The 23734-nt window shown below is 50.5% G+C and carries 24 protein-coding genes and 2 tRNA genes; 15 read left to right on the top strand and 11 right to left on the bottom strand.

Translation table 11 applies throughout. The features are described from left to right. Window positions 1–5 precede the first annotated feature (5 nt). From ACTHUM_RS03735 to ACTHUM_RS03700, 8 genes are all read left to right on the top strand, one after another. Entirely contained in the window at window positions 6–785 is a 780-nt protein-coding gene (locus ACTHUM_RS03735) for a DeoR/GlpR family DNA-binding transcription regulator (RefSeq protein WP_004519551.1), read from the top strand. Window positions 786–890: 105 nt separating this feature from the next. After that, window positions 891–2579, top strand: coding sequence for a glutamine--tRNA ligase/YqeY domain fusion protein (locus ACTHUM_RS03730; protein WP_004519552.1), 1689 nt, complete (start codon window positions 891–893; stop codon window positions 2577–2579). An 82-nt stretch (window positions 2580–2661) separates the two neighbouring features. Further along, the gene (locus tag ACTHUM_RS03725) at window positions 2662–3564 is read left to right on the top strand and encodes a DMT family transporter (RefSeq protein ID WP_004519553.1); all 903 of its coding nucleotides are present in this window, start codon (window positions 2662–2664) and stop codon (window positions 3562–3564) included. A gap of 244 nt (window positions 3565–3808) precedes the next feature. Then, complete coding sequence (gene rho / locus ACTHUM_RS03720) at window positions 3809–5068, top strand: transcription termination factor Rho (protein ID WP_003680905.1); 1260 nt, start codon at window positions 3809–3811, stop codon at window positions 5066–5068. Between the two features lie 56 nt (window positions 5069–5124). Further along, window positions 5125–6483: a deoxyguanosinetriphosphate triphosphohydrolase gene (locus ACTHUM_RS03715; RefSeq protein WP_049336415.1), complete on the top strand. Its 1359-nt coding sequence runs from the start codon at window positions 5125–5127 to the stop codon at window positions 6481–6483. Between the two features lie 132 nt (window positions 6484–6615). After that, window positions 6616–6692, top strand: a tRNA-Arg gene (locus ACTHUM_RS03710). Window positions 6693–6704: 12 nt separating this feature from the next. Then, window positions 6705–6779: transfer RNA gene (locus ACTHUM_RS03705), tRNA-Glu, on the top strand. A 394-nt stretch (window positions 6780–7173) separates the two neighbouring features. Then, window positions 7174–7731: a hypothetical protein gene (locus ACTHUM_RS03700; protein WP_039862107.1), complete on the top strand. Its 558-nt coding sequence runs from the start codon at window positions 7174–7176 to the stop codon at window positions 7729–7731. 83 nt (window positions 7732–7814) lie between these two features. Here the strand turns inward: ACTHUM_RS03700 and ACTHUM_RS03695 are convergent, their stop codons facing one another. The 3 genes from ACTHUM_RS03695 to ACTHUM_RS03685 form a co-directional block, all read right to left on the bottom strand. Further along, window positions 7815–9125 (bottom strand): NCS2 family permease, encoded by a 1311-nt coding sequence (locus tag ACTHUM_RS03695; RefSeq protein WP_004519556.1) that lies wholly within the window; start codon window positions 9123–9125, stop codon window positions 7815–7817. 228 nt (window positions 9126–9353) lie between these two features. Continuing rightward, entirely contained in the window at window positions 9354–10676 is a 1323-nt protein-coding gene (gene miaB, locus ACTHUM_RS03690; protein WP_003684389.1) for a tRNA (N6-isopentenyl adenosine(37)-C2)-methylthiotransferase MiaB, read from the bottom strand. Window positions 10677–10749: 73 nt separating this feature from the next. Then, on the bottom strand, window positions 10750–11145 hold the full coding sequence (locus ACTHUM_RS03685) for a hypothetical protein (RefSeq protein ID WP_049333912.1): 396 nt from the start codon (window positions 11143–11145) through the stop codon (window positions 10750–10752). Window positions 11146–11343: 198 nt separating this feature from the next. Between ACTHUM_RS03685 and hemL the strand changes: the two genes are divergently transcribed. Next, the gene (gene hemL, locus ACTHUM_RS03680) at window positions 11344–12627 is read left to right on the top strand and encodes a glutamate-1-semialdehyde 2,1-aminomutase (RefSeq protein WP_049336068.1); all 1284 of its coding nucleotides are present in this window, start codon (window positions 11344–11346) and stop codon (window positions 12625–12627) included. 84 nt (window positions 12628–12711) lie between these two features. On the opposite strand, the gene ACTHUM_RS03675 is transcribed toward hemL, so the two are convergent. Continuing rightward, the gene (locus ACTHUM_RS03675) at window positions 12712–13176 is read right to left on the bottom strand and encodes a universal stress protein (protein ID WP_003680896.1); all 465 of its coding nucleotides are present in this window, start codon (window positions 13174–13176) and stop codon (window positions 12712–12714) included. Between the two features lie 186 nt (window positions 13177–13362). Here ACTHUM_RS03675 and ACTHUM_RS03670 point away from each other — a divergent pair, with 186 nt between their 5' ends. From ACTHUM_RS03670 to rpmG, 6 genes are all read left to right on the top strand, one after another. Beyond that, a complete protein-coding gene (locus tag ACTHUM_RS03670; RefSeq protein ID WP_049336067.1) occupies window positions 13363–14139 on the top strand; it encodes a tRNA threonylcarbamoyladenosine dehydratase in 777 nt (258 codons plus the stop codon). 10 nt (window positions 14140–14149) lie between these two features. Beyond that, window positions 14150–14617 carry a hypothetical protein gene (locus ACTHUM_RS03665; RefSeq protein ID WP_049336064.1) on the top strand — a complete coding sequence of 156 codons (468 nt, stop codon included), beginning with the start codon at window positions 14150–14152 and terminating at the stop codon, window positions 14615–14617. A gap of 92 nt (window positions 14618–14709) precedes the next feature. Next, window positions 14710–15606 (top strand): segregation and condensation protein A, encoded by an 897-nt coding sequence (locus ACTHUM_RS03660; RefSeq protein ID WP_049336062.1) that lies wholly within the window; start codon window positions 14710–14712, stop codon window positions 15604–15606. A 1-nt stretch (window position 15607) separates the two neighbouring features. After that, window positions 15608–16936 (top strand): branched-chain amino acid transport system II carrier protein, encoded by a 1329-nt coding sequence (gene brnQ, locus ACTHUM_RS03655; protein WP_070695447.1) that lies wholly within the window; start codon window positions 15608–15610, stop codon window positions 16934–16936. Window positions 16937–17187: 251 nt separating this feature from the next. Beyond that, entirely contained in the window at window positions 17188–17421 is a 234-nt protein-coding gene (gene rpmB / locus ACTHUM_RS03650) for a 50S ribosomal protein L28 (protein WP_002216391.1), read from the top strand. 30 nt (window positions 17422–17451) lie between these two features. After that, entirely contained in the window at window positions 17452–17607 is a 156-nt protein-coding gene (gene rpmG, locus ACTHUM_RS03645; protein WP_003684373.1) for a 50S ribosomal protein L33, read from the top strand. A 227-nt stretch (window positions 17608–17834) separates the two neighbouring features. On the opposite strand, the gene nqrM is transcribed toward rpmG, so the two are convergent. From nqrM to ACTHUM_RS03610, 7 genes are all read right to left on the bottom strand, one after another. Next, window positions 17835–18056 (bottom strand): (Na+)-NQR maturation NqrM, encoded by a 222-nt coding sequence (nqrM, locus tag ACTHUM_RS03640; protein ID WP_003680888.1) that lies wholly within the window; start codon window positions 18054–18056, stop codon window positions 17835–17837. A 17-nt stretch (window positions 18057–18073) separates the two neighbouring features. Continuing rightward, window positions 18074–19144 carry an FAD:protein FMN transferase gene (locus ACTHUM_RS03635; RefSeq protein WP_083314051.1) on the bottom strand — a complete coding sequence of 357 codons (1071 nt, stop codon included), beginning with the start codon at window positions 19142–19144 and terminating at the stop codon, window positions 18074–18076. Window positions 19145–19276: 132 nt separating this feature from the next. After that, window positions 19277–20494 carry an NADH:ubiquinone reductase (Na(+)-transporting) subunit F gene (gene nqrF, locus ACTHUM_RS03630; RefSeq protein ID WP_004519569.1) on the bottom strand — a complete coding sequence of 406 codons (1218 nt, stop codon included), beginning with the start codon at window positions 20492–20494 and terminating at the stop codon, window positions 19277–19279. Window positions 20495–20507: 13 nt separating this feature from the next. Beyond that, window positions 20508–21101: an NADH:ubiquinone reductase (Na(+)-transporting) subunit E gene (gene nqrE / locus ACTHUM_RS03625; RefSeq protein WP_003684365.1), complete on the bottom strand. Its 594-nt coding sequence runs from the start codon at window positions 21099–21101 to the stop codon at window positions 20508–20510. A 3-nt stretch (window positions 21102–21104) separates the two neighbouring features. After that, window positions 21105–21731 (bottom strand): NADH:ubiquinone reductase (Na(+)-transporting) subunit D, encoded by a 627-nt coding sequence (locus ACTHUM_RS03620; RefSeq protein ID WP_003684313.1) that lies wholly within the window; start codon window positions 21729–21731, stop codon window positions 21105–21107. Beyond that, window positions 21731–22507, bottom strand: a complete 777-nt coding sequence (locus tag ACTHUM_RS03615; protein WP_004519571.1) for a Na(+)-translocating NADH-quinone reductase subunit C — start codon at window positions 22505–22507, stop codon at window positions 21731–21733. The genes ACTHUM_RS03620 and ACTHUM_RS03615 overlap by 1 nt, the downstream gene beginning before the upstream one ends. Next, the gene (locus tag ACTHUM_RS03610) at window positions 22500–23732 is read right to left on the bottom strand and encodes an NADH:ubiquinone reductase (Na(+)-transporting) subunit B (RefSeq protein WP_070503747.1); all 1233 of its coding nucleotides are present in this window, start codon (window positions 23730–23732) and stop codon (window positions 22500–22502) included. The genes ACTHUM_RS03615 and ACTHUM_RS03610 overlap by 8 nt, the downstream gene beginning before the upstream one ends. Window positions 23733–23734: the final 2 nt, after the last annotated feature.

Raw genomic sequence — 23734 nt, 5'->3', positions numbered from 1 at the left:
ACGCCATGAAACCCAAAATCCAAAGACACGAACATATCCTCACCCTTGTCCGCGAACATAACTTCATGACGGTGGAAGAGTTGGCGGCGAATTTGGATGTTACGCCGCAAACCATACGCCGCGATGTGCAGGAGTTAAGTGAGACCGGACAGCTCAAACGCTATCACGGCGGCGCATCTTTGGGCGATGTTTCAGTCGTAACGGCAGGGCAGGAGCGGCGCAACCATCAGCAGCAGGAAAAAAACGCCATTGCCCGTCTGATTGCTTCCACCATTCCCGACAATGCCTCGCTGTTTATCAGCATCGGTACCACCATGGAAGCCGTCGCCGCCGAGTTGGTTAGACAGCGTAAAAACCTGCGGATTATCACCAACAATATCTACGCCGCCTCCATCACTGCGGCGCGTACCGACTACACGGTTATCATCGCTTCCGGCGTGGTCCGCCCCTTGGATGGCGGTATTACCGGCGTGGCGACCGTCGATTTCATCAACCAATTCAAAGTCGACTATGCCATCATGAGTACCCACGGTATAGAAAACGACGGCTCGCTTTTGGATGACGATTACAAGGAAGTCAGCGTCATGCAGGCGATGGTGAACAATGCCCGCGTGCGCTATCTTGGTGTCGATCACAGCAAATTCAACAGCAATGCCTTGGTCAGACTGGGCGATATCGGCGCATTCGATAAGCTGTTTACCGACCGCACACCATCCGCCGCCATGCAGAAAACCCTAAACGAGCGCGGCGTGGCGTGGCAGGTTGCCGACCCTGTATCAAAGTAGCCAAGTCGGGTACAATTGAGCCATCATTCCATTCCTTTCAGACGGCCTGATTGAATGCTCAGGCCGTCTGAAAACAGAAAATCATTTTCCTATCAAAGAAATATTATGTTGAATAAAGACCAATTCGCGGACAACCACTTTATCCGCACCATCATCGATGAAGACCTCAAAAGCGGGAAACATACAGCCATCCAAACCCGCTTCCCGCCTGAGCCGAACGGTTACTTGCACATCGGCCACGCCAAATCCATCTGCTTGAACTTCGGTTTGGCTTATATTTACGACGGCTTGTGCAACCTGCGTTTCGACGACACCAACCCTGAAAAAGAAAACGACGAATACGTCAATGCCATCAAAGAAGACGTCGAATGGTTGGGCTTCCATTGGGCGGGCGAGCCACGTTTCGCTTCCAACTATTTCGACCAGCTTTACGACTACGCTGTCGGTTTAATCAAAGACGGCAAAGCGTATGTCGATGATTTGACGCCCGAAGAAATGCGCGAATACCGCGGTACGCTGACCGAAGCAGGCAAAAACAGCCCTTACCGCGACCGCAGTATTGAAGAAAACCTCGACCTGTTCACACGCATGAAAAACGGCGAGTTCCCCGACGGCAGCAAAACCTTGCGCCTGAAAATCGATATGGCGGCAGGCAATATCAATATGCGCGACCCCGTCATCTACCGTATCCGCCGCGCCCATCACCACAACACCGGCGACAAATGGTGCATCTATCCGATGTACGACTACACTCACTGCATTTCCGATGCTATCGAAGGCATCACGCATTCCTTGTGTACACTCGAATTTGAAGCACACCGTCCGCTGTACGACTGGGTGTTGGACAACATTCCTGCGCCGCACGCCACACGTCCGCGCCAATACGAGTTTTCCCGTTTGGAGCTTCTGTATTCCATCACGTCCAAACGCAAGCTGAACCAACTGGTTTCAGACGGCCACGTTTCCGGCTGGGACGACCCACGTATGCCGACCATTTCCGGTATGCGCCGCCGCGGTTACACGCCCGAAGGCCTGCGCCTGTTTGCCAAACGCGCCGGTATTTCCAAATCTGAAAACATCGTCGACATGAGCGTGTTGGAAGGCGCGATTCGTGAAGAGTTGGAGAACTCTGCGCCACGCCTGATGGCGGTTTTGAATCCGCTCAAAGTGACCCTGACCAACTTTGAAGCCGGCAAAACCCAAAGCCGCCGTGCCGCGTTCCATCCGAACCACGAAGAAATGGGCGATCGCGAAGTACCTATTTCACAAACCATCTACATCGAAGCCGACGACTTTGCCGAAAATCCGCCCAAAGGCTTCAAACGCCTGGTTCCCGGCGGAGAAGTGCGTTTGCGCCACGGCTATGTGATTAAGTGTGATGAAGTAGTAAAAGACGAGGCAGGCAATGTGGTTGAACTCAAATGCAGCATCGACCACGATACCTTGGGCAAAAATCCCGAAGGCCGCAAAGTTAAAGGCGTGATTCATTGGGTTTCTGCCGAACACGCCGTCGAAATTAAAGTCCGCCTGTACGACCGCCTCTTTACCGTCGAGCGTCCTGATGCCGTGCGCGGCGAAGACGGCAACTATCTGCCGTTTACCGATTTCCTCAATCCAGAATCCATCAAGGAAATCACTGCCTACGCCGAACCTGTCGCAAAAGATCTGCCGGCAGAAAGCCGTTGGCAGTTTGAACGCATCGGCTACTTCGTAACCGACCGCAAAGACCACAGCAAAGACATGCCGGTGTTTAACCGCACGGTGACGCTGAAAGATTCTTGGCAGCCTAAGTAATCTGTTTGCAGTCGCTATATTGAAGGCCGTCTGAAAACTTGAAATCCGGTTTTCAGACGGCCTTTGTCGATAAAGGGATAAGATGGAACGTTATTCTGTACATTTGAAACTGCTGGGAATGGCGGTGTTGTGGGGTGCGTCTTGGCCGATGGGGCGGATGTTGGGGCAGTCGCTGCCGCCGCTGACGGGCGGGGCGGTTCGGTTTGTCTTGGCTTCGGTTTTGTTGTTGGGCTGGTTGTTTGCGCGCAGCAGGTTCGCGACTTTGGCGGCTTTGTCGGCGCGGCAATGGCTGGGTTTGACGGCAGCCGCTTCTGTTGGCGTGTGCGGTTATGCGGTGTTTTTTATGCTGGGTTTGCAGACTATGCCGGCAGGCAAGGCGGCGGTAGTCGTGGCGGTGAATCCGGTATTGACACTGCTGTTGGCAACTTGGTTTTTCGGCGAGCGTTTAAATGTGAAGATTTTGGCGGGTATGCTGCTGGCGGTCGGCGGTGCCATTATGGTGGTAACGCAAGGGCAGCCGTTGACAGTGTTATCGGGCGGCATCAAGGCAGGAGAGTGGCTGATTTTCGGTTGCGTGGTTTGTTGGGCGGCTTATACTTTAATTGGTCGCGCGGTTTTGCGTGGGATAGATGTGCTGACGGTAACGACGGCAACGTCGTTCATTGGTGCGTTGATGTTGTCGGTGGTGGCGTTGTGGACGGACGGAATGCCGTTTGAGGCGATAGCGGCAATGGATGGGCGAGGCTGGACAGCCTTGGCGTGGCTGGTCATCGGCGCGACGGTATTGGCCTACGCGTGGTATTTCGAAGGCGTGAAGACTTTGGGTGCAGGCAGCGCGGCGGCGTATATTACGCTCGTGCCGATTTTCGGTGTGCTGTCTTCGGCGTGGTTTTTGGGCGAACCGCTGCATATTTCGCTGGTTGCGGGCTGTGCGGCAGCGGTCGGCGGCATGACGCTGATGCGGTACGGGCAAAAGGCCGTCTGAAGTTGGGTAAATACTCGGATTTTGGTCGATAGGGTTGCGATTGCCAAGCTGTTGCCGGCCATAATCTTATTGCATGGTAAGATTATAGTCTCGGCTCAGTGTTCGATTTAAAAATTTGACACCCTGCCTCCAACTGCCTAAAATTCAACTTTCTCAAAAATCTACCGTATCCTGCGGCACGATTTCATACTTTCAGACGGCCTTTGTGCCATCTCTCTGATACTATTCAAAATATATCAATACTATGCACGTTTCAGAACTCCAAACCCTCCACATTTCCAAACTCTTGGAAATGGCAGAAGAACATGGCATTGAAAACGCCAACCGTTTCCGCAAACAAGACCTCGTTTTTGCCATCGTCCGCCAGATGATGAAGCAAAATGTCAGCTTTACCTGTTCCGGCACACTCGAAATCCTGCCCGACGGCTTCGGTTTCCTGCGCAGCGCAGATACTTCTTACCTTGCCGGTCCTGACGATATTTATGTTTCGCCCACGCAAATCCGCCGCTTCAATCTGCACACCGGTGACACCATCGAAGGCAGCGTGCGCGTACCTAAAGACAACGAACGCTATTTCGCACTTGTCCGCCTCGATACCATCAACGGCGATCAGCCTGAAGTCTGCAAACACAAAATCCTCTTTGAAAACCTCACGCCTTTATTCCCAACCGAACAATTCAAACTTGAGCGCGACATCAAAGCCGAAGAGAATCTGACCGGCCGCGCTATCGACTTGGTTTCCCCAATCGGTAAAGGCCAACGTGCATTGTTGGTGGCGCCGCCTAAAACCGGTAAGACCGTGATGTTGCAAAACATTGCCCACGCTATTACCGCCAATTATCCCGATGTCGAGCTGATTGTCCTGTTGATTGACGAGCGTCCGGAAGAAGTGACCGAAATGAGCCGTTCTGTACGCGGCGAAGTCGTTTCCTCTACGTTTGATGAACCGGCGCAACGCCATGTACAAGTGGCCGAGATGGTGATTGAAAAAGCCAAACGTATGGTTGAACACAAAAAAGACGTGGTCATCCTGCTGGATTCGATTACCCGTTTGGCGCGCGCCTACAATACCGTTGTGCCGACTTCGGGCAAAATCTTGACCGGCGGTGTCGATGCCAACGCCTTGCACCGTCCGAAACGCTTCTTCGGCGCAGCGCGTAATGTGGAAGAGGGCGGTTCGCTTACCATTATTGCGACAGCGCTTGTTGAAACCGGTAGCCGCATGGACGACGTGATTTACGAAGAGTTCAAAGGCACGGGCAATATGGAATTGCACCTTGACCGCCGTATGGCCGAAAAACGCCTGTTCCCGGCCATTAGTATCAATAAATCCGGTACGCGCCGCGAAGAATTGCTGGTGCCGAACGATCAGTTGCAACGCATGTGGCTCTTGCGCAAATTCCTGCATCCTATGGACGAAATCGAAGCGACCGAGTTTTTGGTGGGCAAACTCAAAGACTCTAAAAATAACGACGATTTCTTTGAATTGATGCGCGGTAAATAAGCATAAGGCCGTCTGAATATGTTTCAGACGGCCTTTACTTTGCTTGAGGAACCTTTATGACCATCCGAATGAATTGGCAAAACTTATTATCCACCCAACGCTTCCGTACTAAAAACGGCGAAATCGTGCCGACCGTTACCCCTTCGACTCAAGAAGGTGCCGATGCCTTGCGTACGGATTTTCACATCGACTACGACCGGGTTGTTTTTTCCGGAGCCTTCCGCCGCCTTGGCCGTAAAACACAGGTGCATCCGCTGGCGCAACATGACTTGACGCACAACCGCCTGACGCACAGCGTTGAAGTTGCCAGCGTGGGCAGGAGCTTGGGCAACCGCGTGGGCGTGATGTTGCATAACGGCGGTTTTCTGCCGCAGGGCAATACGCCCAGCGATATTGGTGCCGTGGTGCAGGTTGCCTGTTTGGCTCATGATTTGGGCAATCCGCCGTTTGGCCATACCGGCGAAGATGCTTTGCGTGATTGGTTCAGACGGCCTGAACATCAAATTTATCTGAACACATTAAACGAAGCGGAACGCAACGATATTCAAACCTATGAAGGCAATGCGCATAGCCTGCGTATCGTCGCCAGCCTTGAAATGTATCCGGAGGCAGGCGGAATGCGCCTGACTGCGGCAGCCATCGGCGCATTGCTGAAGTATCCGTGGACAACGCAACATCCAAACGGCAGAAAGAAATTCAATATTTATCAAACCGAGTTGCCGTTTATCCGTCAAGTTGCCGACGAATTGGGGCTGGTTTCCGCGGGAGTAGACAGCTGGGCGCGCCATCCTTTGTCTTATTTGATGGAGGCTGCCGACGATATTTGCTATGCCTTGCTGGATTTGGAAGATGCCGTCGAATTGGATTTGCTCACGGATACGGAAGTAGAAAGTATTTTGTCCGAGCTGACCTTTGCCGAAAGCGCATGGCACGCCAGCTCCAGCCGTCAGCGTTGCGCCATGTTGCGCGGCATTGCGATCGGCAAGGCGATTGATGATGTCGCGCAAACCTTTATGCTGCATCAGTCCGACTTGTTGGACGGAACATTCAAAGGCAAAGACCTGCTTGCTCTGTGCAGCCCGCAAGTGCAAAACACTTTGGCAAAAGCGAAAGAATTGGCACAAACACGGATTTTCCGCCATCACACCAAGCTCTTGACCGAGATTGCCACGTTCCCATGCTTAGGCTCCATCTTAGATTTGCTCGTCCCTGCCGCCTATGCCCTGATTGCAGAAAAACAGTTAGCAACGCGTCAGTCTTTGGCGTTGGAATTATTGAAAAAGCACAATCCGATTCTTCCTGAAGACAGTCTGTATCAGGCCTATATGAAGATTTTGGATTTTGTCGGCGGCATGACCGATAACTCCGCCGCTAAAATGGCGCAGGATTTGTCAGGAGTAGGGATTTTACGTTAATTTTATATTGTTTAACTTCAATTGGTTAAATAAAAATATAAAAAGTTTCTGTGAAAAGAGTAGACAGGCTTTAGTAAAGCCTATATCATTCGGTCTTCTTGATTCACAACGCACTTGCGAAGTGATGAGGATGCACCCGTAGCTCAGTTGGATAGAGTATCTGGCTACGAACCAGAGGGTCGGGCGTTCGAATCGCTCCGGGTGCGCCACAAGATTTATCCGCGCCCATCGTCTAGCGGTTAGGACATCGCCCTTTCACGGCGGTAACCGGGGTTCGATTCCCCGTGGGCGTGCCAGTTTTCAAAAAAAACGCAATCTGTTTCAGATTGCGTTTTTTTATTGCATTTACTGTTTGTGTTCTAAGGCCGTCTGAAATGCTCAGCAACTCAAGAGACAGAAGTGTGTAAAATCAATTGCCCTGAATTTTGTCATCTCTATGCGCTTTTCAATCTCATTTTACCATTGTCAAAACCCGATTTATTGACAACAGTATTCATCTTAAGAGTTCCTAAACCTGAATTTACATGATTTCATATTTATAATTTCTTGATTTTAGAAAATAAAAATATTTATTTGAACTTTTCTTAAAAAATGCCGTCTGAGATAAAGACAAGACGGAATATCTCTGTTAATGTGTAAATGTCAGCCGGCGTTTGCCGGTTTTTTATTGAAACCATTTGGGAGTCAATTATGAATATGAATGTTAAATTAATCGTTCCTGCCGTTTTGGCGGCTGTTGCCCTGACTGCATGTAGCAGCGGTTCTAAAGCTAAACCTGAAGCTAAAGCTGCGCCTACTGCGCAACAACAAACTCAAGCTCAGGCTCAACAAGCTCAAGCTCCAGTACCTAATACTTTGAAAGTAGACTCTATCGACGGTACTAAAGAAGTTCACTACAAATGCGGTAAAGACGGCAAAGAGCCTCTGAGCGTAATGTATGGCTTCAAAGGCAACGAAGTTGTTGCTGCACAAGTAAAATACAAAGGCCAAGTAACTGAAAACCTGTTCCGTATTACTGACAGCAGCAAAGATGTAAACGCATTCTGGGGCGGCAATGTTGCTTGGATTGCTGAAGCAGCCACTGCAGCCAACGTGGACAAAGTTGATGGCAACATGCTGACTATCCGCGGTACTACCGAAGTAAATGGCAAACAAGAAGTGGTTGACCAAATCGCTACCCGTTTCTGCGCATTGGACAAAGGCGCGAAAGCTGCCGCTAAACCAGCTGCTAAAAAAGTGAAAAAATAATCTTTTACCGACAGCTTTAAACGCTGGGTAAAATAAAACAGGCCGTCTGAAAAGTTTTCAGACGGCCTGTTCTTTTGAGCAGTTTAACCCAAGAACCAGAATTTCAATGCCCACAACACGGCGACAATCCATACCATAGGCGGTACGTCTTGAGTGCGGTTGCACAAGAGTTTGATGAGTGCATAGCTGATAAAGCCAAACGCAATACCGTCGGCAATCGAGTAGGTAAACGGCATGAAGACGATGGTCAGGAATGCCGGTGCGGCTTCGGTCATGTCGTCCCAATCGATTTCACGCGCGCTGCGCAACATTTGCGCGCCAACATAGAGCAGGGCGGGTGCGGTAGCGAATGCAGGAATGCTTTGAACCAGCGGGGAGAAAATCAGACAGGCAAGCATCAGTACGCCGACGGTAACGGCAGTCAGGCCGGTACGGCCGCCGGCAGAAACGCCTGCCGCGCTTTCAACGTAAGGGGTGGTAGAAGAAGTACCCAAGGCGGCGCCTGCAACGATGGCGGTAGAGTCGGCAAGCAGGGCGCGTTTCAAACGCGGCAGTTTGCCGTCTTGCAACAGGCCTGCGCGGTGGGAAACGCCGACCAATGTGCCGGTAGAGTCAAACAGGTCAACCAGGAAGAATACAAAAATCACGCTGACCATGCTGACGGTGAATAAGCCTTTGAAGTCCATCTGCATGAATGTTGGTGCAATGCTCGGAACTTCGCCGACCACGCCTTTGAACTCGCTCAAGCCCAAGATGGTGGAGACGGCGGTCAGCGTTAGAATGGTAATGATGATAGAGCCTTTAACGCGGAAGTGGCCAAGTGCAACCACCATGACAAAGCCTGCCATCGCCAGCAGGGCGGTGGGCTGGTGGATGTCGCCCAAGCCGACCAATGTGGCAGGATTAGCCACAATCACGCCTGCGCCTTTGAGTGCAATCAATGCCAAGAAGAGGCCGATACCTGCGGCAATCGACATTTTCAAGCCCATAGGCAGGGCGTTGACCAGCATTTCGCGTACTTTAAAGAAGCTGAACAGGATGAAAATAATGCCTGAAATGAAAACGGCACCCAAAGCCACACGCCAGTCCACGCCCATGCCTTTGACGACGGCAAAGGTAAAGTAGGCGTTCAAACCCATGCCCGGAGCGAGGGCAATCGGGTAGTTGCCGACAAAGCCCATCACGAAACAGCCGATGGCGGAGGCGATACAGGTGGCCACAAATACTGCGCCCATATCCATGCCGGTTTCGCCCAAAATCAGGGGATTGACGATGATGATGTAGCACATGGCGAGGAAGGTTGTCACACCGGCCATAATTTCCGTGCGGACGTTGGTCTGATTGGCGTTGAGGTTGAATAATCTTTCCAAAACGCTTTGATTTGAAGAACTCATTTCGAGATATTCCTTTGGGGAAAGCCGTTTAAGGACGGTATCAGCGGGTTTAACTGCCGGAAGCTCGGATTTGCTCCTTAACTTCTCAACAGATAAGGGAATTTTCGGGCGGTATTATACTGAAAAGCCTTTTGTTCGGGTAATAAAAATACATGAATCAGATAATGCCGGGCCAAGCCAAGATAAAGGCCGTCTGAACAGTTTCAGACGGCCTTTGTTTGTGTGTGCTTATACCGGTTTGCCTTTCAGGGAGAAGGTGTAGGCTTCGGTGATTTCCAAATCGATCATTTGGTTGATCATGTCGGGTGTGCCGGTAAAGTTGACCACGCGGTTGTTGGCGGTACGGGCTTGCAGTTGGTCAGGGTCTTTTTTGGAGATACCTTCAACCAAGCAGCGTTGAACCGTGCCGATCATGGTTTGATTGATGCGCGCGGTTTCGGCTTCGATGACTTCGTTCAAAGCTTCGAGGCGGCGCACTTTTTCTTCGTGCGGCGTGTCGTCGTGCAGGTTGGCGGCAGGCGTACCTGGGCGCGGACTGTAAATAAAGACGAAGCTCAAGTCGAAGGCAATGTCTTTCACCAGTTTCAAGGTTTGCTCGAACTCGCGCTCGGTCTCGCCCGGGAAGCCGACGATAAAGTCGGAGCTGAGGCACAAATCAGGACGGATGGCGCGCAGTTTGCGGATGATGGATTTGTATTCCAAGGCGGTGTAGCCGCGTTTCATTGCGCTCAATACGCGGTCGGAACCGCTTTGAATCGGCAGGTGCAGGTGGGAAACCAGCTTCGGCAGGTCGCGGTAGCACTCGATAATCGCGTCGGTAAATTCGCGCGGATGGCTGGTGGTAAAGCGCAGGCGTTCGATGCCGGGGATTTCGTGGACGATGCGCAACAAAGTGGCAAAGTCGCAGATTTCGCCGTTTTCCATTTCGCCGCGATAGGCATTGACGTTTTGGCCTAAGAGGTTGATTTCTTTAACGCCTTGTTGCGCCAAACCGGCAATTTCGGTCAATACGTCGTTGAGCGGGCGGGAGAATTCTTCGCCGCGGGTATAAGGGACGACGCAGTAAGAGCAGTATTTGGAACAGCCTTCCATAATGGAAATGAATGCCGAACCGCCTTCTACGCGCGCAGGCGGCAGGTGGTCGAATTTCTCGATTTCGGGGAAGGAAATGTCGATTTGAGACAGACCGGTGGTTTCTTTATCGACGATGAGTTTGGGCAGGCGGTGCAGCGTTTGCGGGCCGAAAACCACGTCCACATACGGAGCGCGTTTGACGATGTTCTCACCTTCTTGAGAGGCAACGCAGCCGGCAACGCCGATGATGAGGTCGGGATTTTTTTCTTTGAGCGGACGTACGCGGCCTAAGTCGGAGAAGACTTTCTCTTGCGCTTTTTCACGCACGGAGCAGGTGTTGAACAAGATGATGTCGGCGTCGTCAGGTTGGGTAACCTGCTCGATGCCGCCGTGTTCTTCGGCGAGGACGGACAGCATTTTTTCGCTGTCGTACTCGTTCATTTGGCACCCGAAGGTGCGGATAAATACTTTTTTCATGGTTTGTTTTGATTGACTTGCTTGTTGTAAAAGGGTTCAGACGGCCTGTGCAATACTCTGGTCGTCTGAAAAATTATTCTTCCGCCTTTTTCTGCTTTTTGGCGTGTTCGATGAACCTGTCGGCCTCGGCGTCGGTCAAAATCCAGATTTCGCGGACGAGGCGGCTTTCTTCGTTGTATTTGAACGCAACGGCTTTGCCGGTTTGATTCAGCAGGCGGCCCATGGGGATGAAACGGTCGTTTTCATCGTGGATTTTGGTGAAGCGGGTGATTTGCAGTTTGGCTGCGTTGCCGTCCACAATGCCCAAGGTCAGCAGGCGCGTCCAAGAAAAACCGCCTTTGCTGACTTTCAGATAAGGCAGATCGACGGTTTTTAAAACGGCCACATCCATATCGTCAGGCAGGCTGCGTTGTGCATGGACGAGGGAGGACGCCAAAAGGGCGAGGCTGAGTATGAATCCGCGTAACATGATGCTTTTCTTTTATTGTTTCAATAGGTCGCGGATTATAGCACAAGCAGGAAAAATATGGATAGAGTGTTTGTTTTTAAAGAATAATTTTGATTTTGCGCCCGATTCTTATTTTGAAGCCTGGGCCGTCTGAAAAGGATTTGGTGTTAAAATGGCATCGATTTGATTTTCAGACGACCTCTTACGAAAGAATTGACCATGAACCGTAATGAAAGCTTGTTCAACCGCGCCAAAGCCATTATTCCCGGCGGCGTGAACTCTCCTGTGCGCGCATTCGGCAGCGTCGGCGGCGTACCGCGCTTTATCAAAAAGGCAGAAGGCGCGTATGTTTGGGACGAAAACGGCACGCGTTATACCGACTATGTCGGCTCTTGGGGCCCTGCGATTGTCGGCCATGCCCATCCCGAAGTCATTGAAGCCGTGCGCGAAGCAGCATTGGGCGGTTTGTCGTTTGGTGCGCCGACTGAAGGCGAAATTGTCATTGCCGAAGAAATCGCTAAAATCATGCCGTCCGTCGAGCAGCTGCGCCTTGTCAGCTCCGGCACGGAAGCAACGATGACCGCCATCCGTCTGGCACGCGGTTTTACCGGACGCGACAAAATCATCAAGTTTGAAGGCTGCTACCACGGCCATTCCGACAGCCTGTTGGTGAAAGCAGGCAGCGGTCTGCTGACGTTTGGCAACCCTTCTTCCGCCGGTGTGCCTGCCGACTTTACCAAACACACTTTGGTACTCGAATACAACAATATCGCCCAACTGGAAGAAGCCTTTGCCCAAAGCGGCAATGACATTGCCTGTGTGATTTTGGAGCCTTTTGTCGGCAATATGAATCTGGTTAGGCCGTCTGAAGCCTTTGTCAAAGCCTTGCGCGAATTGACTGAAAAACACGGTGCCGTGTTGATTTACGACGAAGTGATGACCGGTTTCCGCGTGGCGCTGGGCGGTGCGCAATCTTTGCACGGCATCAAGCCTGATTTGACCACCATGGGCAAAGTGATCGGCGGCGGTATGCCTTTGGCGGCGTTCGGTGGCCGTAAAGACATTATGGAATGTATTTCCCCGTTGGGCGGCGTGTATCAGGCAGGCACATTGTCCGGTAATCCGATTGCGGTTGCGGCCGGTTTGAAAACGCTGGAAATCATTCAGCGCGAAGGCTTCTATGAAAACCTGACTGCCCTGACCCAACGCCTCGCCAACGGTATTGCCGACGCGGCTAAAGCGCATGGCGTTGAATTTACGGCGGACAGCGTGGGCGGTATGTTTGGTTTGTATTTTGCCAGCCATACGCCGCAAAACTATGCCGACATGGCGCGTTCCAATATCGACGGTTTCAAACATTTCTTCCACGGTATGCTCGACCGCAATGTCGCATTCGGCCCGTCAGCTTACGAAGCCGGTTTTGTTTCCGCCGCGCATACGCCTGAGCTGATTGACGAAACCATTGCTGTGGCACACGAAGTGTTCAAAGAAATGGCAAAATAAAAGCTGAAGTTGTCATGTGAAAATGAAAAAAGGCCGTCTGAAAAATATTCAGACGGCCTTTCGCTATTTTAAATAAATGCTTGATTATGCTTCTTCAGCTTTGCTGCGGATAATCAGCAGAGGCAGGTGGCTTTGACGCATTACGGTCTCGGCGAAGCTGCCCATCAGCAGGTGCATCAGGCCGGTGCGGCCGTGTGTGCCGAGTACCAACAGGTCTGCGCCGTTGTTGTCGGCGTAGTCAACCAAGTCTTGCGCCATTTCGCGCGCGCCTTTGTTGGCAACCAACAGGTGTTTCACGATGTTTTCAACGCCGCTTTCACGCGCTGTTTTTTCTGCGAAATCCAAAACTTCGTTACCTTGAGCCACTGCGGCGGCTTCGTAGCTTTCGTGTTGCAGGAATTCAGGAGCCAAAGCCATGTATTCTGCAGGGTTGGCAACGTGAACCAAAGTCAGTTGGGCTTTGTTGAGGCTTGCCAGTTCGGCGGCATGTTTCAATGCATTGAGGGAGGTCTCGCTACCGTCAACGGCTACAACCAGATGTTTGTACATATTCATTCTCCTTTTGCGCCGAGTAGCGGCACTTTCGTTTAATATGAAATCAGAACTTGTCTGAATGTGAAACGATTATAAACTCTTTCGGGCAGGTACAACAGCCCATCTGCTTTCAAGTATAATGTCTGTCCGAATCGCCTGTCGCGTTTTTCATTAATTTATTGATATATCACAAGGTTGCTTATGCAGGACGCTGCTTTTCTTTCTTCGCGCCGCTTTGGCGGTATTGCCAGACTTTACGGAGACGAAGCGCTGGCGCGCTTTTCGCGTGCGCATGTGTGCGTGGTCGGCGTCGGCGGCGTCGGCTCGTGGGCGGTGGAGGCGTTGGCGAGGAGCGGCATCGGTCGTTTAACGCTGATTGATTTGGACAATGTTGCCGAATCCAATGTCAACCGCCAGTTGCACGCTTTGACCGATGATTTCGGTAAGGCAAAAGTTACCGCTTTGCGCGAACGCATTGCCCAAATCAATCCGCAATGCGAAGTGACGGAAATCGAAGATTTTGTTACCGAAGACAATCTGGACGAACTTTTCAGACGGCCTTTTGACTTCGTCATCGACGCCATCGACCAAATCCGTGTCAAAGCGGCGATGGCGGCGTATTTCGTGCAACATAAACAACCGTTTATTATCAGCGGCGGCGCGGGCGGACAGAAAAATCCGGCTTTAATCCAAACTGCCGATTTAAGCCGCGTCACCCACGACCCGTTGCTTTCCAATTTGCGCTATACCTTGCGCAAACGCTACGGCTTCAGCCGCAATACCAAAGAAAAAATGCGCGTGCCTTGCGTTTATTCAACCGAGAATATTACGCCGCCGCAATCCGGCGAAGCGTGTTCGACCGATGTCGCGCCGCAAGGTTTGTCCTGCGCGGGCTATGGGGCGAGTATGCTGGTAACGGCTTCGTTTGGGCTGTATTGTGCGCAGGCTGCGGTGGAGCATATCGCAGGGCGGAAGTGAGGGGTAGGAAATGGGTAAGAGCCGATTTTTTAAAGCCTACTTTATTGCCAGTCTGATTTATGCGGTATGGTTCGGCGTATTGATGTATGCCGTCGATCCGATGTTTCTCGATGTGATGGAATGCAATACGTTGCCCGGCGATTATTTGTGTGTGCAAAGCGGTTATACCCGTCCATTCACCACTTTTCTTTATCCGTGTCTGTCCGTCGTGATATTCAGCCTTTTGCACGCCGGTATCATGAAATGGCGCAAACGCCGTTCGGTTAAAATGATTTGGCTTTTGGTCGGCTGCGAAAGTTTGCTGTTGTTGGCTTTGATGGTGGCGATGCTTGCGAGGGATGGTTTTGTGTTGTCCCGAGATATCGGTTTGGTACTGACGGGTACGGTTTTCGCCAGCCTGCCGCTGTTGGGTATGGCCTTGGCTCAGACCTTTGCCGTCGCCATTGTTTCTTTGCAAATCAATCGTAAAAAACGCTGATTTTTATATTAAAAACGGCTTGTCCTCGTTTCAGACGGCCTTTTGTTGATGAAACTTCTTACTAAACTTAAAAAGAAAAAGACCCTTTAACCATGCCTTCAGAACACCTTATTTCTTCCACTGCCGCAACGCCGTCTGAACATACCGTTGCGTGGGTGTTCGGTCAGCCTGTTACCGATGTGCCGCAGGATTTGTTTATTCCGCCTGATGCGTTGAAGGTGGTATTAAGCAGCTTCCAAGGGCCGTTGGATTTGCTGCTGTACCTTATCCGCAAGCAGAATATCGATGTCCTCGATATTCCTATGGTGAAGATTACTGAGCAGTATCTGCACTATATTGCCCAAATGGAAGCGTATCAGTTTGATTTGGCGGCGGAATACCTGTTGATGGCAGCAATGCTGATTGAAATTAAATCGCGCCTGCTGTTGCCGCGTCCTGAAGAAGTTGAGGATGAAGAGGCGGATCCGCGTGCCGAGCTGGTGCGCCGTCTGTTGGCTTACGAACAGATGAAACTGGCGGCTCAGGGTTTGGATGCGTTGCCGCGCGCCGGACGTGATTTTGCTTGGGCGTATTTGCCGCTGGAAATTGCGGTCGAAGCAAAGTTGCCGGAAGTGTACGTTGCCGATTTGACGCAGGCTTGGTTGGGTATTTTATCGCGTGCCAAGCATACGCGCAGTCATGAAGTGGTGCGGGAAACCATTTCCGTGCGTGCGCAGATGACGGCGATTTTGCGTCGTTTGAACGAAAGCGGTATCAGCAAGTTCAGCGATTTGTTTAAGCCGGAGCAGGGCGCGACATATGTGGTGGTCAATTTTATTGCATTGCTGGAATTGGCTAAAGAGGGCTTGGTGCGTATCGTACAGCCGGAAAATTATGGCGAAATCGAAATCAGCCTGAAAGACGGTTTGGAAACAAATGAAGCCGAAATGTTTTCAGACGGCCTTGAAGCCGATGAAACCGATAACGAAAATTTGAATAAAGAGAACTAAAATGAATTCGACGACGAGTCATACCAAAGCTTCTTTATGGGCGGTGGGCTTAATGCTGTTTGCCCTGTTTTTTGGGGCAGGGAACTTGATTTTTCCAGCTTTTTTGGGACAGCAGGCCGGTGAAAACTGGCTTTCGGCGATGTTCGGTTTTCTGCTGACCGGGGCGGGTTTGCCATTGTTGGGCGTGATTGCCGTCGGCTATTCCGGCTCGCGCGATGTGGAAGCATTGGCCTCCCGTGTTGCGCCTTGGTACGGCGTGACTTTTGCCACTGCGCTTTATCTGGCAATCGGCCCTCTGTTTGCCATGCCGCGTACGGCAACGGTATCTTTTGAAACTGCAATTTCTCCTTTCATTGATGAGTCTTGGAAAAACATCGCATTGGCCGTATTCAGCCTGGTGTTTTTCGGTATTACTTATTGGCTGTCGATTTCTCCGGGTAAGCTGGTTGACCGTATCGGTAAAATCCTTACGCCCGTTTTGTTGCTAGCAATTGCAATATTGGTCGGCTATGCCGCTATTAACCCGATGGGTATGCCGCAGGCGGCGCAAGGCGATTTTGCTACTCATCCGTTGGTTAAAGGCATTTTGGAAGGCTACGGCACCATGGACGCGCTGGCTTCGCTGGTGTTTGCCATTATCGTCATCGATGCCGTTCGCGCCATGGGCGTGGACAATCGCGCGGACTTGCTGAAGACCACGACGATTTCGGGCGTGTTGGCAGCTTCTTGTTTGGCAGTGGTTTATCTGTTTATCGGCTATATGGGCGCGACAGGTGTGGCCGGTATCGGCTTACAGGAAAACGGCGCGTCGGTTTTGTCTAAAACCGCACAGCACTATTTCGGTACGGCCGGTATTGTGTTGCTTGGCGTCATGGTGCTGCTTGCCTGTCTGAGTACGGCGGTTGGCTTGATTACTTCATGCGCCGAATATTTCAACCGTCTTTGCCCGGGTATTTCTTATAAAATCTTTGTGATACTGAATACGGTGGTGTCTATCCTGTTGGCCAACAAAGGCCTGTCAGCGATTTTGCAGTTTTCCATCCCTATGTTGATGCTGTTGTATCCGCTGACCATCGTCATCATTTTGCTGGCCTTGACAGATAAACTGTTTGGCGGCGGCCGTATTGTCTATTTCTGCACCATGATGGCGGCCCTTATGGTCGGCTTGCTCGATGCCTATAAGGCCGCGTTTGGATTTGATGCCGATACCGCAGCTGCCATCGAGCGCGCATTGCCGTTTTACAATATCGGTCTAGGGTGGGTTGTTCCCTCTTTAGCCTGCTTTATACTCGGCTGTATTTTGAATGCGGCGTTGAAGAAAAAAGCATGATGATAAACAGGCCGTCTGAAAATGTTCAGACGGTCTGTTTATTTCGCCGACCACGCAAACGACAGATGATTTTTTTAAAGAAATCCGTTATAATTGAAAAGTTAAGGCTTTGCGAAATACCGTTTCGCAGATGCAACATATTGAGAAGATTTATTTCCACAAATCCCGTTTTTTCAGCAAACGACTTGAACTGAAGGCGGATTTCGTGGTATAAATCGCGTTTTACTATTTTAGAAGTTTGGAGACTAACCATGGCACGAGTTTGCAAAGTGACCGGTAAGCGCCCGATGTCTGGCAATAACGTATCACACGCCAACAACAAAACCAAACGTCGTTTTTTGCCTAACTTGCAATCACGTCGTTTCTGGGTAGAAAGTGAAAACCGCTGGGTTCGCCTGCGCGTTTCTAACGCTGCATTGCGCACCATCGATAAAGTAGGCATTGATGTCGTATTGGCTGATTTGCGTGCTCGCGGCGAAGCTTAATTTAAACACCATTAATTAAGGATTACTGCAATGCGCGATAAAATCAAACTGGAGTCCAGTGCTGGTACTGGTCACTTCTACACAACTACTAAAAACAAACGTACTATGCCTGGCAAACTGGAAATCAAAAAATTTGACCCAGTAGCCCGTAAACACGTTATTTACAAAGAAACTAAATTGAAATAATCCGGTTTCTTCCAAGAAAAAGCTCCTGTTTTGCAGGAGCTTTTCTTTTTATTTCATGATTAGTTTTGGAGGGCTTGTTTCAAATGTGTATGCAAGATATTTTTGGATTGCTTTGGAATAGACAAAATAAAAGAGCGTGTATCCATTGGGATTACGCTCTTTTATTTTTCAGACGGCCTGATAGGGGGTGAGCTGTCTTAAATCACTAATAAACATTTAACAACGACTTAATGATCGACCTTGATGCCTTGGTTGTCGGAATGTTGTTTTTTATCCAGCTCTTTTTGCAAGGTATCACATGGCGTGTCGCAATCGCACATTTTCTTCATGCCGAGAGAGGAAATGCCGCCGCAGCTGCCTTTGATGGTGCGTTTGGAGAAAATATAGCCGACTGCCATGCCGAGGATGACAATGATAAAAATGCCGAAAGTAAGGAGGAGGGTTTTCATGTGTGTATTCCTGAAGGTTAGTTTAATAATTTCTTGAATGCGCTGGACATTTTAGTATGGTAGCCGCCTTGCGGGGTTCGGATGATAAGGAAAACGGCGAGATTTTCTTGCTCGGCAAGTTTAAGCGCTTCGGTTTCTCCGAGGACGAACAATCCGGTTGAAAGGCCGTCTGCAAGTGTGGCGTTTTCTGCTACTACGCTGATGGAAGCAAGGTTGTGGCTGATGGGTTGTTTGGTTTTAGGGTTGATAATATGGGAAAGGCGGCGGCCTGATTTATCGACATGGAAAATACGGTAGTCGCCGGATGTGGCCAGTGATTTATTGTCCAATGGAATGGTAATTTGAGTGGTGCCGCCTTGAACGATATTGGGCTGCTCAATGCCGATACGCCAAGGGTTGCCTTGCGCATTGTGGCCTTTGCCATGCAACTCGCCTCCGATTTCTACTAAATAATTGCCGATATTGAGTTTTTCAAGTTCGGCGGCGGTTTTATCCACACCAAAGCCTTTGGCGATGGAGGATAGGTCTAAATAGACTTCGGGATGGGTTTTGGCAAGTGTAGGCTGCTGTCCGTCTTGGGAAAGTTTGAGTTTGTCCGTACCGACCATTTCTGAAGCATGTTGGATTTCTTGTGCAGTCGGTTCGTGCGTAATTTCTTTTTGCGGGCCGAATCCCCAGAGGTTGACCAAAGGGCCGACGGTTACGTCCAGCGCGCCGTGCGTCAGTTTGTTTAAACGCAAGGCTTCTCCGGTCACATAGGCAAAGTCTTGGGAAATGGGCATGGCCTGATTGACGGTGCGCAGCTGGTTGAATTGGCTGATTTCGGAATCGGTCTGGTAGGTAGACATTTGCCGATTGACTTCTTTAAGCGCGTCATCAATGCGTTTTTGTATTTCGGCAGGGGAGGGGAGTTTATCTTGGCCGTCTGAAAGATATTTGACGGTATAGGTCGTGCCCATGGTCTCGCCTTGCAGGGTGATGGTTTGTTGTTGTTTTTCGGGTTGGCAGGCAGAGAGCGTGAGTGCGGAAACGATGGCAACGGTGTAGCCGATTATCGGACGGTAAAACGAATTAGAAAGAAACAGCATAAGGGATTTGCGGATTATTTTTTGAAGCCTTTATTGTATCGTAAAAGAAAGGTTCAGGCCGTCTGAAAGTATGGTTTTCAGACGACCTGGCAATAAAAAAGGAAGAAACCGAAGTTTCTTCCTTTTTGTCTGTTAGCCGCCGAAATCGTCCAAAAGGATGTTTTCGTCTTCCACGCCCAAGTCTTTGAGCATTTTGATCACGGACTGGTTCATGATTGGAGGGCCGCACATGTAGAATTCGCAGTCTTCCGGTGCTTCGTGGTTTTTCAGGTGGTTTTCGTAAACCACGTTGTGAATGAAGCCTGTGTAACCGTCCCAGTTGTCTTCAGGCAATGGGTCGGACAGGGCGACGTGCCATGTGAAGTTCGGGAATTCTGCTGCGAGTTGGTCGAAGTCTTCAACATAGAACATCTCGCGTTTAGAACGTGCACCATACCAGAAGGTAATCTTACGTTTGGAGTTCAAACGTTTCAGCTGGTCGAAAATGTGGGAACGCATCGGAGCCATACCCGCACCACCGCCGATAAATACCATTTCGGCATCGGTGTCTTTGGCGAAGAATTCGCCAAACGGGCCGGAGATGGTTACTTTGTCGCCGGGTTTAAGCGACCAGATGTAGGACGACATTTGTCCCGGAGGCGCATCGGGTACGCGCGGAGGCGGCGTGGCGATACGCACGTTCAGCATGATGATGCCTTTTTCTTCTGGATATGAAGCCATGGAGTAAGCGCGCAAAATCGGCTCGTCCACTTTGGAAACATATTGCCACAGATTGTATTTGTCCCAGTCTTCGTGGTATTCCTTAGGAATGTCGAAGTCTTTGTAGGCGACAGTATGAGGAGGAGCTTCAATTTGGATGTAGCCGCCGGCGCGGAAAGGAACTTCTTCACCTTCAGGAATGGCAAGCTTGAGTTCTTTAATGAACGTTGCTTTGTTGTCATTGGAGATGACGGTGCATTCCCATTTTTTCACACCGAACACTTCTTCCGGTACTTCGATGTCCATGTCGGTTTTAACGTTGACCTGACAAGACAGGCGGCAGCCTTCGCGCGCTTCGCGTTTGCTGATGTGGGACAACTCAGTTGGCAGAATGTCGCCACCGCCGCTTTTCACGACAACGCGGCACTGACCGCATGAGCCGCCGCCACCGCAGGCGGAAGGAACGAAGATGCCTTGGCTGGCAAGCGCACCCAGCAGTTTGCCGCCGGCAGGCATCGTCAGCTCTTTTTCGTTATTGACTTTGATGGTGATGTCGCCTTCGCTCACCAACTTGGATTTGGCAAACAGAATCATCAGTGCCAACACCAAGACGATGAGGGTGAACATCACGATACCTAAAATAATCTCCATGCCGATTCCTTTCTTATAACTGGATGCCGGAGAACGACATAAACGCCATTGCCATCAGGCCAGCAGCGATAAAGGTAATGCCCAAGCCTTTGAGGCCTTTAGGGACATCCGAATATTTCATTTTTTCGGTAATGCCCGCCAAAGCGACAATAGCCAAAAGCCAGCCCAGACCTGCACCGAAACCATATACAACGGACTCGCCGAAGTTGTATTCGCGTTGCGCCATAAATGATACGGCACCGAAAATCGCGCAGTTTACGGTAATCAGAGGCAGGTAGATACCCAATGCGTTGTAGAGGGCAGGGACGAATTTATCCAAGAACATTTCCAAAATCTGCACCAAAGCAGCAATCACGCCGATGAAGGTGATGAATTTCAGGAAGGTCAGGTCTACGCCTTCAACCAGCGCACCGTCTTTCAACAGCGAGTAAACAAGTTGGTTGGCTGGGACGGACAGGCCGAGTACGAAAGTTACGGCAACGCCCAAACCGAATGCAGTGGATACTTTTTTAGATACCGCCAAAAACGTACACATCCCCAAGAAGAAGGAAAGTGCCATGTTTTCCAGAAAGACGGATTTTACAAAGAGGCTTAAGTAATGTTCCATGTGTTATTTCTCCGCCTGTTCAGGTTTCCAAGTGCGCAGACCCCATACCAAGAAGCCGATGATGAAGAACGCGCTAGGGGCGAGCAGGAACAAGCCGTTGGTTTGATACCAGCCGCCATCTTGTACGGTTTGGAAAATGGTGTAGCCAAAGAGCTTGCCAGAGCCGATCAGTTCGCGGATGGTTGCGATGATGATCAACATCATGCCGTAACCTGCGCCGTTGCCGATACCGTCAACCAAGCTTTCCAGCGGCGGCTCTTTCATTGCGAATGCTTCGGCACGGCCCATTACGATACAGTTGGTAATAATTAGGCCGACGAATACGGACAGCTGTTTGGACAGCTCATAAGCAAAGGCTTGGAGCAGTTGGTCAACCAGCGTTACCAAGGAAGCAACAATCGCCATTTGCACAATAATACGGATGCTGTTAGGGATATAGTTGCGTACCAAAGAAATGAAGAAGCTGGAAAAACCGGTTACCAAAGCTACGGAAATACCCATTACGATGGCCGTCTGAAGTTTGGTGGTAACCGCCAAAGCCGAACAAATACCCAAAACCTGCAAGGCAATCGGGTTGTTGTCGATAAAGGGTGAAAACATCAAATATTTCAAGCGTTTCATGTCAGCCATTATTGTGCTCCTGCTGATTTCAATTTGTTCAGGTAGGGGATATAGCCGTTTTCGCCGAACCAGTAGGCGAACGAACCTTGCACGCCTTTAGATGTCAGCGATGCGCCGGAGAGGGCATCTACGCCGTGTTCTTTGTCCGAACTTGCGCCTTTGCCAACATGCAGGGCGAGTTTGCCTTGTTCGTCAAACAGTTTTTTGCCGACGAATTTTTGTTGCCACAACGGATTGCCGATTTCGCCGCCCAAACCCGGAGTTTCACCTTGGTCGTAGTAGGTGATGCCGTTGATGGTATTGCCGTCGGGTTGAATGGCGACAAAACCGTACATGACAGACCACAAGCCGTTACCGTGCATAGGCAGGATGATTTGGCTGACTTTGCCGTCTTCGCCTTTTACCAAGTAAACCTCAGTGTATTTGGCACGGCTTTTGATGCCGGCCAAATCGTCTTCGGGTTTGATTTGGATGCTTTGGGCAGGGTCTTTGCCTGCGATGCGCGCGCTGAAGTCTTTCGGCGCGTCTTTCACGTATTCGCCTGTTGCCAAATCGACAACGCGTTGCTCGATACGTTCGGCAAAGGTTTTGCTGATGTCGGTGTTTTTATCCATCAAACCGGCTACGCTTAAGATATAGCCTTGTTTGTCTTGGAGCTTTTGTTTCTCTTGGATAGGTTTCAAGCCGACGACCGCACCAGCAACGATGATGGAACAAATCAGGCTGACAACCAATACCACAATCAGCGTGCCACTGAAGCTGTCTTTATCGAATTTCTTAGCCATTGCTGCGCGCCTTTCTGCGTTTGATGTTCGCTTGTGCGACGAAATAGTCGAAAATTGGGGCAAACAGGTTGGCAAACAGAATCGCCAACATCATGCCTTCGGGGTAAGCAGGGTTGACCACGCGGATCAACACGCACATCACACCGATAAGCGCGCCGTACCACCATTTGCCAACATTGGTAAAGGAAGCGGAAACAGGGTCGGTCGCCATAAACAGCATACCGATGGCGAAGCCGCCGACCACCAAGTGCCAATACCAAGGCATGGAGAACATGGCGTTGGTGTCCGAACCGATGAAGTTAAACAGAGAAGACATGGCAATCATACCGATCATCACGCCGGCGATAATGCGCCAAGAGGCAATACGGGTGAACACGATAAAAGCGCCGCCGATTAAAAGCGCCAAAGTGGATACTTCGCCGATTGAGCCGGGTACGTTACCGATAAACGCATCCATCCAAGAAATGGTTTGACCGGTTACAGCGTTTTTCAGGCCGTCTGCACCGTGTGCCGCCCATTGCGCCAAAGCAGTGGCACCTGAATAGCCGTCAACCGCAGTCCAAATGGTATCGCCGGTAATGTTGGCAGGGTAGGCGAAGAACAGGAACGCACGACCTGCAAGAGCAGGGTTCATGAAGTTTTTACCTGTACCGCCGAATACTTCTTTCGCAACCACAACGCCGAAAGAAATACCCAAAGCCGCTTGCCACAAAGGCAGGGTAGGGGGAACGATCAAAGCAAACAGAATCGAAGTCACGAAGAAACCTTCGTTGATTTCGTGTTTGCGTACGGATGCGAACAAAACTTCCCAGAAGCCGCCCACAACAAATACAGTCGCGTAAATCGGCAGGAAGAAAATCGCGCCGAACAGCATTTTGCCCAACACACCCGCTTCAGACGACATATTGATGCCCAAAGCGTTGGCAAGGGCGTAGTGCCAGTTGTTGGCGATATTTTGTTGCAGCAAATCAGGCGTTAACGCACCGAATGCCTGTGCGCCGACGTTGTACATACCGTAGAACATGGCAGGGAACAAAGCCAGCCACACCAAAATCATCATGCGCTTGGAGTCGAGTGCATCGCGGACGTGCGCCGCTTTGCGCGTTACCGCGCCGGATGTATAGAAAATCGTCGCTGCAGCTTCGTAGAGGGCATACCATTTTTCATGTTTGCCGCCCGGCAGGAAGTGCGGTTCGATTTTTTCAAGAAAATGTTTCAAGCCCATAA

The organism is Neisseria sp. P0021.S006, from assembly GCF_051956895.1.
This window is presented reverse-complemented; position numbering and strand designations above follow the sequence as displayed.

Bases quoted from the DNA above. Each gene is read 5' to 3' on its own strand.
- miaB (WP_003684389.1), bottom strand. From the start codon at position 10,676: ATGAAAAAAGTATTTATCCGCACCTTCGGGTGCCAAATGAACGAGTAC.
- rpmB (WP_002216391.1), top strand. From the start codon at position 17,188: ATGGCACGAGTTTGCAAAGTGACCGGTAAGCGCCCGATGTCTGGCAAT.
- ACTHUM_RS03635 (WP_083314051.1), bottom strand. From the start codon at position 19,144: ATGCTGTTTCTTTCTAATTCGTTTTACCGTCCGATAATCGGCTACACC.
- ACTHUM_RS03735 (WP_004519551.1), top strand. From the start codon at position 6: ATGAAACCCAAAATCCAAAGACACGAACATATCCTCACCCTTGTCCGC.
- rpmG (WP_003684373.1), top strand. From the start codon at position 17,452: ATGCGCGATAAAATCAAACTGGAGTCCAGTGCTGGTACTGGTCACTTC.
- hemL (WP_049336068.1), top strand. From the start codon at position 11,344: ATGAACCGTAATGAAAGCTTGTTCAACCGCGCCAAAGCCATTATTCCC.
- ACTHUM_RS03670 (WP_049336067.1), top strand. From the start codon at position 13,363: ATGCAGGACGCTGCTTTTCTTTCTTCGCGCCGCTTTGGCGGTATTGCC.
- ACTHUM_RS03665 (WP_049336064.1), top strand. From the start codon at position 14,150: ATGGGTAAGAGCCGATTTTTTAAAGCCTACTTTATTGCCAGTCTGATT.
- ACTHUM_RS03615 (WP_004519571.1), bottom strand. From the start codon at position 22,507: ATGGCTAAGAAATTCGATAAAGACAGCTTCAGTGGCACGCTGATTGTG.
- nqrM (WP_003680888.1), bottom strand. From the start codon at position 18,056: ATGAAAACCCTCCTCCTTACTTTCGGCATTTTTATCATTGTCATCCTC.
- nqrE (WP_003684365.1), bottom strand. From the start codon at position 21,101: ATGGAACATTACTTAAGCCTCTTTGTAAAATCCGTCTTTCTGGAAAAC.
- rho (WP_003680905.1), top strand. From the start codon at position 3,809: ATGCACGTTTCAGAACTCCAAACCCTCCACATTTCCAAACTCTTGGAA.
- ACTHUM_RS03685 (WP_049333912.1), bottom strand. From the start codon at position 11,145: ATGTTACGCGGATTCATACTCAGCCTCGCCCTTTTGGCGTCCTCCCTC.
- ACTHUM_RS03725 (WP_004519553.1), top strand. From the start codon at position 2,662: ATGGAACGTTATTCTGTACATTTGAAACTGCTGGGAATGGCGGTGTTG.
- ACTHUM_RS03620 (WP_003684313.1), bottom strand. From the start codon at position 21,731: ATGGCTGACATGAAACGCTTGAAATATTTGATGTTTTCACCCTTTATC.
- ACTHUM_RS03675 (WP_003680896.1), bottom strand. From the start codon at position 13,176: ATGTACAAACATCTGGTTGTAGCCGTTGACGGTAGCGAGACCTCCCTC.
- ACTHUM_RS03610 (WP_070503747.1), bottom strand. From the start codon at position 23,732: ATGGGCTTGAAACATTTTCTTGAAAAAATCGAACCGCACTTCCTGCCG.
- ACTHUM_RS03660 (WP_049336062.1), top strand. From the start codon at position 14,710: ATGCCTTCAGAACACCTTATTTCTTCCACTGCCGCAACGCCGTCTGAA.
- ACTHUM_RS03730 (WP_004519552.1), top strand. From the start codon at position 891: ATGTTGAATAAAGACCAATTCGCGGACAACCACTTTATCCGCACCATC.
- ACTHUM_RS03695 (WP_004519556.1), bottom strand. From the start codon at position 9,125: ATGAGTTCTTCAAATCAAAGCGTTTTGGAAAGATTATTCAACCTCAAC.
- nqrF (WP_004519569.1), bottom strand. From the start codon at position 20,494: ATGGAGATTATTTTAGGTATCGTGATGTTCACCCTCATCGTCTTGGTG.
- ACTHUM_RS03700 (WP_039862107.1), top strand. From the start codon at position 7,174: ATGAATATGAATGTTAAATTAATCGTTCCTGCCGTTTTGGCGGCTGTT.
- brnQ (WP_070695447.1), top strand. From the start codon at position 15,608: ATGAATTCGACGACGAGTCATACCAAAGCTTCTTTATGGGCGGTGGGC.
- ACTHUM_RS03715 (WP_049336415.1), top strand. From the start codon at position 5,125: ATGACCATCCGAATGAATTGGCAAAACTTATTATCCACCCAACGCTTC.